Genomic DNA, 15,053 nt, shown 5'->3' with positions numbered 1-15,053 from the left:
CCACTACCGCCACCCGCCACTGCCCCACCACCCACTACCGCCACCCGCCACTCCCCCACCACCCACTACCGCCACCCGCCACTCCCCCACCACCCGCCACTGCCCCACCACCCACTACCGCCCGCCGCAGGCCCCCGCACTGGACGTGCCCCCCGTCAGCGGGCGTGCGAAGGTGGTGTGACCGGGCCCTGCAGGGGCACCCGCGTGGACCGGCACGTCGACCAGCGAGCGCGTCCCGCCAGGCGCCGGGACGCCGGAACGGAACGAACGCTCATGACCAGCGGCTACCCCGGACCGGGCGACTACGGACAGGACCCCTTCGGCGATTTCCTCGCCCGCTTCTTCGGCGGCGGCGGACCTCGCCAGGGGCCCCGCCAGATCGACATCGGGAGGCTGCTGAGTCAGCCCGCGAGGGAACTGGTCAGGGGCGCCGCCCAGTACGCCGCCGAACACGGCAGCCGTGACCTGGACACCGAGCACCTGCTGCGCGCCGCCCTCGCGGCGGAGCCCACCCGCTCCCTGCTCAGCAGGTCCGGCGCGGATCCCGACTCGCTGGCCCACCAGATCGACGACCGGGCCGGCCCGGTCCAGCACCCGCCCGGTGAGACGCCCCCGCCCACCTCGCTGTCCCTCACCCCCGCCGTGAAACGGGCCCTGCTGGACGCGCACGACCTGGCCCGGGCCGGCGGCGCCGGGTACATCGGCCCGGAGCACGTCCTGGGCGCCCTCGCCGCCAACCCCGACTCGGCCGCCGGACACATCCTGAACGCGGCCCGGTTCGCCGCCGCCGGCCTGCCGCCGGACGCCCCCGAGACCGACCGTTCGCACCCCGGCGCCGACACCCGGCGCCGTACCGGCACGCCCACCCTCGACAAGTTCGGCCGCGACCTGACCGAGCAGGCCGCGCAGGGCCGGATCGACCCGGTGATCGGGCGCGACGACGAGATCGAGCAGACCATCGAGGTGCTGTCGCGGCGCGGCAAGAACAACCCCGTGCTGATCGGCGACGCCGGGGTCGGCAAGACCGCGATCGTCGAGGGCCTCGCCCAGCGGATCGCCGACGGCGACGTGCCCGACATCCTCTCCGGGCGCCGGGTGCTCGCCCTCGACCTGCCCGGCGTGGTCGCGGGCACCCGCTTCCGGGGCGACTTCGAGGAGCGGCTCAACACCATCGTGGGTGAGATCCGCGCCCACTCCGACCAACTGATCGTCTTCATCGACGAGCTGCACACGGTGGTCGGCGCCGGGGGCGGCGGCGAGGGCGGTGCGATGGACGCCGCCAACATCCTCAAACCGGCCCTCGCCCGGGGCGAGCTGCACATCGTGGGCGCGACCACCCTGGAGGAGTTCCGCAAGATCGAGAAGGACGCGGCGCTGGCCCGCCGCTTCCAGCCGATCCTGGTGCCCGAGCCGACGGTCGCGGACACCATCGAGATCCTGCGCGGCCTGCGTGACCGCTACGAGGCCCACCACCAGGTCCGCTACACCGACGAGGCGCTGGTGGCCGCCGTAGAACTCTCCGACCGCTATCTCACCGACCGCAGGCTGCCGGACAAGGCGATCGACCTGATCGACCAGGCGGGCGCCCGGGTCCGCCTCGGCTCGCGCACCAAGGGCAGCGACGTACGGACGATGGAACGCGAGATCGAGCAGCTGGTCCGGGACAAGGACCAGGCCGTCGCCGACGAGCAGTACGAACGCGCCACCCAGCTGCGGGACCGCATCGGCGAGTTGAAGACCCGCATCACCGAACTGTCCGGCGAGGACCGGGCGGACGAGGGGCTGGACCTGGAGGTGACGGCGGAGGCGATCGCCGAGGTGGTGTCCCGCCGGACCGGCATCCCGGTCAGCAGCCTCACCCAGGAGGAGAAGGAGCGGCTGCTCGGCCTGGAATCGCATCTGCACCAGCGGGTGATCGGCCAGGAAGAGGCGGTCGCGGCCGTCGCCGAGGCGGTGCTGCGCTCCCGCGCCGGCCTCGCCAGCCCGAACCGCCCGATCGGCAGCTTCCTCCTCCTCGGCCCGACGGGCGTCGGCAAGACCGAACTGGCCCGCGCGCTCGCCGAGGTCCTGTTCGGCAGCGAGGACCGGATGGTCCGCCTGGACATGAGCGAGTACCAGGAACGCCACACGGTCTCCCGCCTGGTCGGCGCCCCGCCCGGCTACGTAGGCCACGAGGAGGCCGGGCAGCTCACCGAGGTGGTCCGCCGCCACCCCTACTCGCTGCTGCTGCTCGACGAGGTGGAGAAGGCCCACCCGGACGTCTTCAACATCCTGCTCCAGGTGCTGGACGACGGCCGTCTGACCGACTCCCAGGGCCGCACGGTGGACTTCACCAACACGGTCGTCGTGATGACGAGCAACCTGGGGTCGGACGTGATCAACAGGCGCGGCGCGGGCATCGGCTTCGGCTCCGGGGACACGGCGGCGGCCGAGGAGGCCCGCCGCGAGCAGGTGCTGCGCCCGCTCCGGGAGCACTTCCGCCCGGAGTTCCTCAACCGCATCGACGAGATCGTGGTCTTCCGCCAGCTCACCGGTGAGCAGCTGCGCCAGATCACCGAACTCCTGCTGGAGAACACCCGCCGCATGCTGCACGCCCAGGGCATCACCGCGCACTTCACGGACAAGGCGGTCAACTGGCTGGCGGAACACGGCTACCAGCCGGAGTACGGCGCCCGACCACTGCGCCGCACGATCCAGCGGGAGGTCGACAACCAGCTGTCACGCCTGCTCCTGGACGGCACGATCAAGGAAGGCAGCAACGTCACTGTGGATGTCACGGACGGCCAGTTGGAATTCCGTCCGCAGAAGGCGCCCTCATAGGGGCGCTGGGGGTACCCCCGGCCGAAGGCGGGGGGAGGAACCGCGCGACCAGCCCCCACACCCCCGCACCCGGCGTCTACGGCGCAGGATCCACCACGGCGGCCGACCCTCCGCCCCGCCGCACGGTCTCCGCCGCCGCCAGCCACTTCCCGCCCGGCAACCGCTGCACGCCGGTAGCCGCCCCGATCTCCGGGTTCAGCGAGAACGAGTGCCCGATGGCCTCCAACTTCCCCCTCACCACCGGGTCGTTGTACAGCGCCGGTTCCAACTCGGTCTTGGCGGCGTTCCGCTGCGAGGCCCGGGGCGCCGCGATCGCGTCCACCAGCGGCAGGTGCCGGTCGAGGAACTCGGTCAGCACCTGGAGCACGGTGGTGATGATGGTCGCTCCACCGGGCGACCCGACCGCGACCACCGGCCGGTTCGCCTTGTCGAGCACGATCGTCGGCGAGATGGAGGACCGCGGCCGCTTGCCCGGCCCGGGCAGGTTCGGGTCGTGCACCGCGGGGTTCGCCGGGGTGAACGAGAAGTCGGTCAGCTCGTTGTTGAGCAGGAACCCCCGGCCGGGAACGGTGATCGCGCTGCCGCCGGTCTGCTCGATGGTCAGCGTGTAGGAGACGACGTTCCCCCACTTGTCGGCGACGGTGAGGTGCGTCGTGTTCTCCCCTTCGTACGTGGTCGGCGCCGCCGTCCCCGTCGAGCCCGGGTCGTTGGGGTCGCCCGGTGCGACCGGGCTGGTCAGCACGGCGTCGTCGCTGATCAGCTTGGCCCGCTGGTCGGCGTACCGCTGGGACAGCAGCCCGGCCGTCGGCACGTTCTCGAACGCGGGGTCGCCGACCCAGCGCCCCCGGTCGGCGAAGGAGATCCGGCTGGACTCGATGAAGTGGTGCAGGTACTGCACCTCACCGGCCTTCGACAGGTCGGTGTTCTCCAGGATGTTGAGGGCCTCTCCGACCGTGGTGCCGCCGGACGAGGACGGCGCGATGGAGTACACCTTCAACCCGCGGTACGACGTCTCGGTCGGCGCCTGCGACTTCGCGCGGTAGGCGGCGAGGTCCTTGACGGACAGCTTGCCCGGCCGCGCCTTCCACCCGGAACCCGGGTCCACCGGCGGGTCGTCGACGGTCGAGACGATGTCCCGGCCGAGGTCGCCCCGGTAGACCGCTCCGATCCCCTTCTTCCCCAGCTCCTGGTACGTACGGGCCAGCTCGGGGTTCTTGAAGGTGGACCCGACCACCGGGAGCTGCCCGCCCGGCAGGAACAGCTTGGCCGTGTCGGGGAAGTACCGGAACCGTGTCTCGTTCGCGGCGGTCTGCGAGCGGAACGTGTCGTCGACGACGAACCCCTTGCGGGCGATCCGCTCGGCCGGCTTGAGCACCGTGCCGAGCCGTTCGGTGCCCCACTGGCTCAGCGCCGACTGCCAGGTGGCCGGGGTGCCCGGCGTGCCGACGCTCAGGCCGCTGCTCACGGCGTCGGCGAAGGCCAGGGGCTTGCCGTTCTCCACGAACAGGTTGGAGTCGGCCGTCAGCGGCGCGGTCTCGCGGCCGTCGATGGTGTGGACGGTCCGGGATCTGGCGTCGTAGTAGACGAAGTAGCCGCCTCCGCCGATGCCGGACGAGTAGGGCTCGGTGACGCCGAGTGCCGCGGCGGTCGCCACGGCCGCGTCGACCGCGTTGCCGCCCTTGCGCAGTACCTCGATACCGGCGGCGGTGGCGTCCGCGTCGACGCTGGAGACCGCGCCGCCGTACCCGACGGCGACCGGGGTCTTCTGGGCGGCCTTGGCACCGGAGGGGGCCGGCGGCGCGGCTGCTCCTACCGACACCACGGCGGCCGAGACCGCCAGAACGGTGAGTTTCCGCGCGACAGGGCGACGCATCCGCACCTCCAGTTCGGGAACGTCCGCGCAGCGTATCCACGAGGCCGCGCCCCTGACAGCCGGATTCAGGGCACTTCATACGACTGGCACACTTCGAACACGGATACGTTCCGGCCACCGGTGCCCGCTAGCATGCGCGCCCATGAATGACGACCTGCGCAACATTGTCCTCGGTGTGGTGGCCGCCGGCATCAGCGCCGCGCTCGGCTGGCTGGCCCGCACCTACCTCTGGCGGCGCAAGCTCCGCCGCAAGCAGGCCTTCTTCGGACTTCCGGAGAACTCCGAGTCGCTGCTCGTCGTCAACCGCGATCCGGCCACCTCCGAGCCGGCGGTCCACCGCTTCGACGTGTTCGCGCTGCTGGAACTGGCCGCGCTGATCAAGGACTGCGGGGCGAACCTCCAGATGGTGACGCAGGACAACGTCCAGCAGGGGTTCGGCGAGCGTACGGAGTTCTGCGTCGGCGGGCCCGGTTCGAACCGCCGGATGCTCGCTCACATGGGCGCCATGCTGCCCGGCGTACGCGTCAACATCGATCCCGAGCCGGGACCGGACCGCGGCGCCTTCCAGATCGGCGGCGAGCGCTACCGGATGGATCCCGGCATCACGGAACACGTCCTGCTCGCCCGTCTCACGGCCGGACAGCGCCCCGACGCCCGCCCGGTGTTCCTCTTCTGCGGGCAGCGGGCGATCACCAACCAGGCCGCCACCCGCTACCTCGCCCGCAACCACGAGCGACTCGCCCGCAAGCACGGCAACGGTTCCTTCGTCCTCCTGCTCAAGGTCGTCAACTCGCAGGCGTACGGCCCGGACGTGGTCGAACTCGTCGCGGACGTCACCCGGGCCGCGCAGGCGCCGCTGCCACCGGCGGCGACCGAGAGCGCACGTTCCACGCACCGTGCCTCCTGAGCACCTGCACACTTCAACAATCTTTACCGGCACGTAACTTACCGGCGGGTTACTTCCGGTAAGGCGGCACGGTTACCGTCTGGTCACTTTGCACTGACACGAGTGAGGAGTGACCGATGGGACACGGTCGTCGTACCACCGCTCTGCGCACCTCCGCCGCCGCGGCCGCCGCGGCCCTGATCGCCGGTACAGTCGTCGGCCTGGCTCCGGCCGCCCAGGCCGCCGGTCCGGTCCGCTTCGTCGACATCACCGGCGACGGCGGCACGGTCCTGAAGGCGAACGTCGTCACGCCCACGGGCGCCGACGCCGGCGCCGGGCACCGCCATCCGCTCATCGTGCTGCCCACGAGCTGGTCGCTGCCCCAGGTCGAGTACCTGGCCCAGGCCCAGAAGCTCGCGGACGCCGGGTACATCGTGCTCAGTTACAACGTGCGCGGGTTCTGGCAGTCGGGCGGCCGGATAGAAGTGGCCGGCCCGCCGGACGTGGCGGACGCATCCAAGGTCATCGACTGGGCCCTCGCCCACACCGATGCCGATCCCCGGCACATCGGCATCGCGGGGGTGTCGTACGGCGCCGGGATCAGCCTGCTGGCCGCCGCGCACGACAAGCGGATCAAGGCGGTCGGCGCGCTCAGTGGTTGGACCGACCTGATCGACTCGATCTACTCGGGCCGCACCCAGCACGTGGAGGCGGCGGCCCTCCTGGACGGCTCGGCGACCCTCACCGGGCGCGAGAGCCCGGAAGTCCGGCAGGTCTTCAAGGACTTCTACGCCTCGAACCTGGACCGGGAACAGGCCATGATGGACTGGGGAGCGAAACGTTCCGTCGCGACCTACGTGGACCAGCTGAACAAGAACGGCGCGGCCGTCTTCATGGCCAACGCCTGGAGCGACAGCATCTTCCCGGCCAACCAGTACGCCGACTTCTACGGGAAACTGACGGTCCCGAAGCGCCTGGAGCTGCGCCCCGGTGACCACGCCACCGCTGAAATATCCGGCCTGCTCGGGCTGCCCAACGACGTGTGGACCGACACCGAGCGCTGGTTCGACCACTACCTCAGGGGCGCGGACAACGGCATCGACCGCGAGCAGCCGGTCCAGCTCAAGGCCCGTACCGACGGGGGCTACGAGGGATACCCGGACTGGAAGTCGGTGGGCCCCACGCGCCGCAAGCTCGACCTCGCCGGCTCCACCACCATCCACGCCAACGTCGACTCGGGCGCGGACGGCGGGGTGGTACTGCTCTCCGGACTCCTCGACCAGGTCGCCAAGTTGCCGCCGGTCGCCTCGGTCCCGCTGCTGCCCCGCCGTTGGGCGGCCGTCTGGCAGTCCGAGCGGTACGGCAGTGTGCAACAGGTCCGCGGCACCGCCCGGTTGCACACCACCCTGACCCCGACCAAGGAGAGCGGCACCCTCGTCGCCTACCTCTACGACGTGGGCCCGCTCGGCCTCGGCAAGCTGGTCAGCAACGCGCCGTACACGTGGTACGACCGGACGCCCGGCAAGGCGTTCGACGTGGACCTGGACCTGTTCGCCACGGCCTACGACGTCCCGGCCGGCCACCGGCTCGCGCTGGTGATCGACACGGTGGACCCGCTGTACATCGAGCACAACCCGTCCGGCGCGCAGCTGACCTTCTCCTCGCCGGTGAACGACCCGTCGTACGTGTCCGTTCCGCTGCGCGAACAGTGATCTCCGGCTGCCGCCGGCCGGGCCTGGCCCTGGCTGCCGCTCCCGTCCACCCGGCCGGCGAACCACGAGAGCAACAGGTACATCCCGGTGCGATCGGCGAGATCACCATCACCACAGGGATGAACGGCACATCGTAGTCGAGGTTCGGCGCGGTCGGTTTCCCGGCATGGACGAACTCCTCGTGAGGGACGGGGGCGTGGACGGTGGGCGGACGGTGGGTTCGACGGCGCAAACTATCCGGCCGCGAGCGGTCCCTCGGTGCGACACGCGCCTCCCCCGCATAAGCCGTATTTACGCCGTGCTTATGTCGGGTTCGCGGCCGGGTGCTCGGCCCGGGCCCGGCCGCCGATCAGGCCTCGGCGACCTCCGCGTACCACTGCGAGAGCTCGGGGGCACCGCTCTCCGCCCATGCGTGGCCGGCCTCGACCACCTCGAATTCCCGGCCGGACGACAGCCGTACGACCGCCTCGCCGTCCGCGCGGATCTCCCATCGCGCACCGGACACGGTCCGGACCAGGACGGTGCCCAGGTACAGGCCGGCGTCGGTACCGAGCCAGGTCAGGGTCTCCTCGTCGTCCCGCCAGCGCGGGAGCAGCTGGTCGAGTGCCTCCAGGGAGGCAGGGGTGTCGTCGAGCGCGACACCCTCCTCGGCCGCCTGGGCGCGCAGCAGCTCGCACTCCGCGAGCAGCTCGGGGTCTGCGGTGTGGGGGAGGTCACCGGTCCGGTCGTGCCGGTTGCCCAGGAAGGGGATGTTCATGGTCCCAGGTTGACACTCACACCTCCAGGTCCACCACTACCGGAGCGTGGTCGGACGCGCCCTTCCCCTTGCGCTCCTCACGGTCGACGTAGGCGTCCTTGACGGCCTTGGCGAACGGCTCGTTGCCGTACACCAGGTCGATGCGCATGCCTCGGTTCTTGGGGAAGGCGAGCTGGCGGTAGTCCCAGTAGGTGTACGGGTGGTCGTACTTCAGGGGGCGCGGGACCACGTCGGACAGGCCGGTCTCGCGCAGGGCGGTCAGGGCGGCGCGCTCGGCCGGGGTGACATGGGTGAGGCCCTCGAAGGCGGCGGTGTCGAAGACGTCGTCGTCCGTCGGCGCCACGTTGTAGTCGCCGAGGACCGCGAAGGGGCGGCTGCCGCCCGCGTCACCGGCCACCGCGGCCCTGAGCGCCTCGAACCACTGGAGCTTGTACGCGTAGTGCGGGTGGCCCACCTCGCGGCCGTTGGGCACGTACACCGACCAGACGCGGACCGGGCCGCAGGTCGCCGAGATCGCGCGGGGTTCCACGCCGCCGTCGTAGCCCGTGTCGCCCGGCAGGCCCTTGACGACGTCCTCCAGGCCGGCCTTGGAGAGCACCGCCACGCCGTTCCACCTGCCGGTGGCGTGGACCGCCGCCTCGTAGCCCAGCTCGCGCAGTGGCCCGAACGGGAACTGCTCCTCGGCGACCTTGGCCTCCTGGAGGCAGAGCACGTCGGTGCCGCTGCTCTCCAGCCAGGCCAGGAGCCTCGGCAGGCGGGCGGTGATCGAGTTCACGTTCCAGGTCGCGATGCGCATGCCTGACAACCTACCGGGCCCCTCTGACAACCCGCCTCAGACGTCCGCCGAGGCCCCGGGGGTCAGCCGCCGGTGGTCCGCGCCGCCCAGGGCGCCGATCTGGCTGTCGTAGATCGGCCGGGCGAGATCGGTGAGCAGGGCGTCGTGGATGTCGTAGGCGCGCTGCGGCTTCACCTCGCGGACGTAGTCGATGACCTCGGAGATCTTGTTCCAGGGGGCCATCACCGGGAGCATCAGCGTCTCCACGGGGCGGTCGGGGACGGTGAGGGCGTCGCCGGGGTGGAAGAGCCTGCCGTCGTCGATCAGGTAGCCGACGTTCGTGATGCGCGGGATGTCCGGGTGGATCACCGCGTGCAGTTCGCCGTGCACCTGGACGTCGAAGCCGGCCGCGGTGAACGCGTCACCGTGGCCGACGGTGTGCACCCGGCCCGGGAAGGCGGCCGCGAGCCGGTCGGCGACGGACTTCAGGGTCCAGACCTCGGTGGCCGGGTCGGCCTCCAGCGCCGCCCGCAGCCGGCCCTCGTCGAAGTGGTCGGGGTGTTCGTGCGTGACCAGGATCGCGTCCGCGCCGACGGCCGCGTCCGGTTCGCTGAACCCGCCGGGGTCGAGGACGAGCGTGCGCCCGTCCTTCTCCAGGCGCACGCACGAATGCGACTTCTTGGTGAGCTTCATGGTGTCCATCCTGCCCCCACGGCGCCCCTCAGTCCCCACTCCCCACTCCCCACTCCCCACTCCCCACTCCCCACTCCCCACTCCCCACTCCCCACTCCCCACTCCCCACTCCCCACTCCCCACTCCTCACCCCTCAGTCCCCACTCCTCACCCCCCCAACTCCCCACTCCTCACCCCTCACCCCTCACCCTTCACCCCTCAGGCCTCAGTCCTCAGGAGTGGTCTCCTTCCGGATGACCTGCTGGGCAACCCGGAAGGCGCTGCCCGCCGCCGGCACCCCGCAGTAGACCGCCGCCTGCAGCAGCACTTCCTTGATCTCGGCCGGGGTCAGACCGTTGCGCAGGGCCGCCCGGACATGGCCGCCCAGCTCCTCCAGGTGGCCGCCCGCGACCAGCGCGGTGAGCGTGACACAGCTGCGCGAACGCCGGTCGAGTCCGGGCCGGTCCCAGATCTCGCCCCAGGCGTAGCGGGTGACGAGGTCCTGGAAGTCCCCGGAGAACTCGTCGGCCTGCGCCAGCGTCCGGTCCACGTGCGCGTCCCCGAGCACCTCCCGGCGGACCTTCAGCCCCGCCTCGTACGGGTCGGGCCGGCCGTACGGCTGCGGCGCCGCGGCGGCCGGGGCGATCTCGGCGATCGGCTTGACCTGCGGTGCCACCTGGGGCGCGGGCTGGAGCACGACCTGGGGTCCGGCGCCGAGCACCGGTTGGGCGGGGGCGGCCGGGACGGCCATCTGGCCGGTGGTGGAGTCGAAGGCGGGCTGCCAGGCGGTGGAGAAGTGCCGGACGAGGAGGTCGGTGACGGCGGCGGGCTGCTCGACCGGGACCAGGTGGGAGGCGCCGGGTACCACCGCGAGCCGGGCGTCCGGGATCCCGGCGACCAGGGTCCGGGCCTCGGCGGGGCCGGTGACCTGGTCGTCCGAGCCGACCAGGACGAGCGTCGGCACGCCGATCCGGCCGAGCTCCGTCCGCACGTCGAAGCCGGCCAGCGCCTCGCAGGCGGCGATGTAGCAGCCGGGGTCGGTGGTGCGCACCATCTGCACGGCCCACTCGGTGATGGCGGGCTGCGCGGCGGCGAAACCGCCGGTGAACCAGCGGTCGGGTGAGGTCCGGGCGATCGGGTCGAGACCGTTGGTCCGCACGATCACCCCGCGCTGGCGGAACTCGTCCGCCGTCCCGAACCGGGGCGAGGCGGCCACCAGCGCGAGCGAGGCGATCCGCTCCGGGTGCCGCAGGGCCAGCTCCATGCCGACGGCCCCCCCGAGCGCACAGCCCGCGTAGCCGAAGTGCAGTACGCCGAAGGAGTCGAGGGTGAGCAGCAGCCGGGCGGTCAGCTCGGCGACGGAACCGGCCGGGTGCGCGGGCGCGCCGCCGTGGCCGGGCAGGTCGTACCGGAAGACCCGCCACTGCTGGGTCAGCTCCGGGATCTGCCGGTCCCACATGTGCCATGTGGTACCCAGTGAGGGACCGAGGATCAGGACCGGGGCGTCTTCTGGCCCGTCAAAGCGGTATTGCAGGGTGTTCGCTGGCGTCTCACTCACCCGCCTGACCCTCTCATCTGTCACGAGATGTCACATCGCCGGGGTGGGACCTGGCGGGCCTTGCCCCGCTCCGGCAGTGCCGGACCTACCGACGAGAGCCCAGGTATACCTTCTCCGGCATGTACTCGTGGCCGTGTCGGCAGTCGGCCCTCCGGGCGCGTGCCTCCTTCAGTCGCTACGAGCAACGCTTTCCTCTTTGATCACGACCTCCAGGCGGTTCGGACTGCAGCATCGAGTGTGGTGGCACGGGCGAGGCTCGGCGTGACTCACCTGGAAACCTTCCGGAATCCTGCCCAACAGCCGCTTGAACACCACACGGTGAACGCTTGGTAGAAGGCTTGGCCGTAGCCGGATGCTCTCAGTTACAGCCACCGGTCCAAAAACAGCAAGCGGACTCCGAATCCGCCTCGCCCCAATCCTGCTGGCCATACGGCTCGCAAGTCGCTCGGCTGATAGTCCGCGTGACTCACTCTTGCCCCTCCGCCGCGCCCCCGTGCAGGCCATCCCAAGTGGTGGCGGCTCCGCGAAGATCTTCTACATCCGGCTTGACGTACCACCGCTTGGCCGTCTTTACGTTCGTATGTCCGGCCCATCGCGCGAGGATATGGTCCGGGACACCGTTGTTGGCCAGGAAGGTGAAACACGACGAGCGTGCGTCGTAGAGCCTGACGCGACGGAGCCCGAGAAGCTCCATAAGCCGGTACGCGCGTCGGCGAAGTTGCTTGATCGTGAAGGCGTCGCCCGCCTCGTGCACCAGCACGTAGCCCGACACCGTGTATGCCTCCCCCAGAGCGAGCCTCTCCTCGGCTTGGAGAGCCCGGAATGCCTTGAGGGCTCCCAGCACCAACGCCGGCAGCGGCAGATCCCGCTCACCCGCGAGAGAATTGGTGTCCTTCTCCACCACGTACCGGTTGCCCATCATCGTGCGCGTGTTGGCAATGACGATCGTGGCGTTCTCCAAGTCAACGTCTTCCCACCGGAGGCCGCAGACTTCAGCTGGACGAAGCCCCATCAGCGAAAGAAGAAGCGCAGCCGTGGCCGTCGTGGATCAGAGCGGAGGCGTTAACGCGCTCTGGCTGCCCGTCGAGGCCCTGGTTGCGGGCGTCCAGGAGCTTGGCACGCAAGGTCGGGGACCTGACGTCGGCGAACTCGAGCCACCGGGCGCCGGCAACCTCCTCGTCCTGCAAGGTGAGCCGGGGGTGCTGCTCGGGCACGAGGTAGAAGACGAAGCGGAAGTCGAAATGCTGGTGGGAGCCTTCGCCCTTGGCGGGGTTGGCGTCGATGTCGTGGACGTCGATGTCGATCGGAGCCCCGAGGAACTGCGGAGTGAGGCACAGGTCGCCCGGCCGGATGCCGGTCTCCTCGCGGTTGCGAGCACTCCGCCCTCGACTGCGTACCGCCCGACGAGTACGAACGCGACTGATGGCGGCAGCTCACCCTGCCGCTCCGGTAGGTCTCGAGCCAGTGGCCCGAGTGTTGGGGACGGTACCCGTCCAGCAGGCAGATGCGCAGGCCGGGCGAGCCGAAGAAGCTGAGCCAGGGACAATTTGTCCGCGGTTAAAGTCGGCCTTCATCCCGTCTTCGGTTCGCGCCAGGATGGGGGTGTCGAACAGAGGAGGTCGGACGATGGACCGGGTGTTGCTGGCGGATTTTCTTCGCGCGCGTCGTGAGGTGCTGCAGCCGGAGGATGTCGGGCTTCCTCGCGGGCAGCGGCGCCGCACCGGCGGGCTGCGGCGCGAGGAGGTGGCAGCGCTGGCAGGTATGTCGGCCGACTACTACAGCCGGATCGAGCAGCAGCGTGGTCCGGCCCCCTCGGAGCGGATGCTCGTGGCGCTGGCGCGGGCGTTGCGGCTCAGCCTGAGCGAGCGTGACCATCTCTTCGCTCTCGGCGGGATCGCGGCGCCCCGGCGGATCGTGCGTGATGACCATGTTGGTCCTACGATGATGCGGATCGTCACCGGCCTGTCGGACGTGCCCGCGATCGTGCTGTCACGGTTTGGTGAGGCGTTGCTGCAGACGCGTCCGGCGGTTGCGCTGCTCGGTGATTTCACCCGGTATTCGGGGCTGTCCCGGTACCTGGTCTACCGCTGGTTCACCCATGATCCGCAGGTGCGCGGTCTGTACCCCGTCGAGGATCATTCGGTACGGGGCAGGGTCTTCACCGCGGAGATCCGGGACGCCTACACCGCCGATCCTACGGGGAAGGCCGGTGAGATCGTCGCGGCTCTGCTCGAGGCCAGTCCCGAGTTCGCGGAGGTCTGGCGGCTGCACGAGGTGGGGGTGACCCATCACCACGACCTCAAGCGTTACCTGCACCCCGAGCTGGGGGAACTGGAGCTCTACTCCGAGATGCTGGTGGATCCCGAGCAGTGCCAGCAGCTGCTGGTCTTCACCGCCACGCCTGGTTCCCCGAGCCATCACAAGCTCCAGCTCCTGGCCGCTGTCGCCCCTTAGCGGTTTTCGGCTCTCCCGCACCCCCAGGCATTGTTTCGAAGGCGAAGCGTGCTCCGGCCACAAGCTGATCCAGATCTGTATCAGCTCATGCACTGTGAAAGTTGAGGCCTGCCATGAAGGCAGTGCGTTTCCACGAGTACGGCACCCCGGACGTCCTGCGCTACGAGGAGGTGGAACAACCGGTCCCCGGCATCGGAGAGGTCCGGATCCGGGTGGCTGCGACATCGTTCAACCCGGTTGACGGCAACATCCGTGCCGGCTTCATGCAGGGCCCCATTCCGGTGGCTTTGCCGCACACCCCCGGCATCGATGTCGCCGGCACGGTCGACGCGCTGGGCGAGGACGCGGGCGGCGTCGAGGTCGGTGACCGGGTTGTCGGATTCCTGCCGATGACCGGTGCTGGCGCGGCCGCGGAATACGTCCTCGCGCCGGCCGGGATCCTGACGCCGGCGCCCACGAGCATTTCGCTGGCCGATGCCGGCGGGCTGCCGTTGGTCGGCCTCACCGCCTGGCAGGCCCTCTTCGACCACGCCGCGCTGAGCGCCGGCCAGCGGGTGCTGGTCAACGGCGCGGGTGGCGCGGTCGGCGGCTACGCCGTACAGCTGGCCAAGCACACCGGCGCCCACGTGATCGCCACGGCCGGGCCGCGCAGCAGCGAGCGGGTCAAGGCGGCCGGCGCAGATGAAGTTCTCGGCCACGGGCATCCCGAACTGGCTGAGCCGGTCGACGTCGTGCTCAACCTCGCGCCGGTCGATCCGGCGCAGCTGGCCGCGCTGGCCGGTGTGGTCCGCGACGGCGGTGTCGTGGTGAACACGACGGTGTGGATGCCCGCTCCGTCCGACGAGGAACGCGGCGTGCGCGGTATCAACCTCTTCGTCAACAGTGACGCCGCCCAGCTGGCGCAGCTGGTGGCGCTGGTCGACTCCGGCGTGCTGCGGGTCGATATCGCCCGGCGGGTGCCACTGGCCGACCTGCCGGCTCTGCATGCCGAAGCCGCCGCGGGGCCGATCTCCGGAAAGGCCATCGTCCTTCCCCCCGACGCGCTCGTCTAGGCAGCATCGCCCTTCACAGCGTGCTGCCGCCGGCTTGGTCCCTGCGCGCGACGTGGCCTGGGACGTTCGTACGGACCCGGCGGCTCCGGGCATCGAGACGATGACCTGCTGTTCCTTCGACGGACAGCTCCATATCACCGGGCTGCGGGCGACGGCGGCCCGCCGGGTGATCTCCCGGATGATGGCGCGGCTGTCACCGCGTTCGGCGAACGCGGAGCGTCCGGTCTCCAAGAGCCGTACGGGAGACCGGGCGCCGCAAGCCCGCCATCGCGGGGTGTCCACCTAGGGATGTGTCTTGCAGACCGTGCTGGGCGCGCTGCGCGAGGACTACGAGGTCTAGGGCCCTTCTGATGGATCTCCGCGGCGTCGCGACGCCCGGCACGCACGCTCGACGCACGGGGTGGGGGGGCCGGGGGGGGCGCCCCAAGGCCCCCCCCCCCCCCCCCCCGCACCCCCCCCCCCAACCCCCGACATATACCCCCGAGAAACCAAAC

The 15,053-nt window shown here is 70.6% G+C and carries 13 protein-coding genes and 2 pseudogenes; 7 read left to right on the top strand and 8 right to left on the bottom strand.

Annotated elements, in window-relative coordinates; genetic code table 11:
- Positions 1-181: pseudogene (locus AB0958_RS30695) on the top strand (hypothetical protein); the annotation flags it as partial.
- A 92-nt stretch (positions 182-273) separates the two neighbouring features.
- A complete protein-coding gene (locus AB0958_RS30690) occupies positions 274-2,820 on the top strand; it encodes an ATP-dependent Clp protease ATP-binding subunit (RefSeq protein ID WP_366893728.1) in 2,547 nt (848 codons plus the stop codon).
- 76 nt (positions 2,821-2,896) lie between these two features.
- Here the strand turns inward: AB0958_RS30690 and ggt are convergent, their stop codons facing one another.
- A complete protein-coding gene (gene ggt / locus AB0958_RS30685; RefSeq protein ID WP_366893727.1) occupies positions 2,897-4,693 on the bottom strand; it encodes a gamma-glutamyltransferase in 1,797 nt (598 codons plus the stop codon).
- A 142-nt stretch (positions 4,694-4,835) separates the two neighbouring features.
- Between ggt and AB0958_RS30680 the strand changes: the two genes are divergently transcribed.
- A complete protein-coding gene (locus AB0958_RS30680) occupies positions 4,836-5,600 on the top strand; it encodes a hypothetical protein (RefSeq protein WP_366893726.1) in 765 nt (254 codons plus the stop codon).
- A 116-nt stretch (positions 5,601-5,716) separates the two neighbouring features.
- Positions 5,717-7,291 (top strand): alpha/beta fold hydrolase, encoded by a 1,575-nt coding sequence (locus AB0958_RS30675; RefSeq protein WP_366893725.1) that lies wholly within the window; start codon positions 5,717-5,719, stop codon positions 7,289-7,291.
- 91 nt (positions 7,292-7,382) lie between these two features.
- On the opposite strand, the pseudogene AB0958_RS30670 reads toward AB0958_RS30675, so the two are convergent.
- The 7 genes and pseudogenes from AB0958_RS30670 to AB0958_RS30640 form a co-directional block, all read right to left on the bottom strand.
- Positions 7,383-7,481: pseudogene (locus AB0958_RS30670) on the bottom strand (amino acid ABC transporter permease); the annotation flags it as partial.
- A gap of 159 nt (positions 7,482-7,640) precedes the next feature.
- Entirely contained in the window at positions 7,641-8,048 is a 408-nt protein-coding gene (locus AB0958_RS30665; protein ID WP_366893724.1) for a DUF6278 family protein, read from the bottom strand.
- 16 nt (positions 8,049-8,064) lie between these two features.
- On the bottom strand, positions 8,065-8,844 hold the full coding sequence (locus AB0958_RS30660; RefSeq protein ID WP_366893723.1) for an exodeoxyribonuclease III: 780 nt from the start codon (positions 8,842-8,844) through the stop codon (positions 8,065-8,067).
- 36 nt (positions 8,845-8,880) lie between these two features.
- Positions 8,881-9,516 (bottom strand): MBL fold metallo-hydrolase, encoded by a 636-nt coding sequence (locus tag AB0958_RS30655; protein WP_366893722.1) that lies wholly within the window; start codon positions 9,514-9,516, stop codon positions 8,881-8,883.
- Between the two features lie 205 nt (positions 9,517-9,721).
- On the bottom strand, positions 9,722-11,053 hold the full coding sequence (gene pcaC, locus AB0958_RS30650) for a 4-carboxymuconolactone decarboxylase (RefSeq protein ID WP_366893721.1): 1,332 nt from the start codon (positions 11,051-11,053) through the stop codon (positions 9,722-9,724).
- Between the two features lie 168 nt (positions 11,054-11,221).
- On the bottom strand, positions 11,222-11,482 hold the full coding sequence (locus AB0958_RS30645; protein ID WP_366893720.1) for an HNH endonuclease: 261 nt from the start codon (positions 11,480-11,482) through the stop codon (positions 11,222-11,224).
- Between the two features lie 37 nt (positions 11,483-11,519).
- Complete coding sequence (locus AB0958_RS30640; protein WP_366893719.1) at positions 11,520-12,065, bottom strand: site-specific integrase; 546 nt, start codon at positions 12,063-12,065, stop codon at positions 11,520-11,522.
- A 614-nt stretch (positions 12,066-12,679) separates the two neighbouring features.
- Between AB0958_RS30640 and AB0958_RS30635 the strand changes: the two genes are divergently transcribed.
- From AB0958_RS30635 to AB0958_RS30625, 3 genes are all read left to right on the top strand, one after another.
- A complete protein-coding gene (locus tag AB0958_RS30635) occupies positions 12,680-13,507 on the top strand; it encodes a helix-turn-helix transcriptional regulator (RefSeq protein ID WP_366893718.1) in 828 nt (275 codons plus the stop codon).
- Between the two features lie 113 nt (positions 13,508-13,620).
- Positions 13,621-14,559, top strand: a complete 939-nt coding sequence (locus AB0958_RS30630; protein WP_366893717.1) for an NADP-dependent oxidoreductase — start codon at positions 13,621-13,623, stop codon at positions 14,557-14,559.
- 52 nt (positions 14,560-14,611) lie between these two features.
- Positions 14,612-14,845, top strand: a complete 234-nt coding sequence (locus AB0958_RS30625; protein ID WP_366893716.1) for a hypothetical protein — start codon at positions 14,612-14,614, stop codon at positions 14,843-14,845.
- Positions 14,846-15,053: the final 208 nt, after the last annotated feature.

This window comes from Streptomyces sp. NPDC006655 (assembly GCF_040703965.1).
Lineage (GTDB): Bacteria > Actinomycetota > Actinomycetes > Streptomycetales > Streptomycetaceae > Streptomyces.
This window is presented reverse-complemented; position numbering and strand designations above follow the sequence as displayed.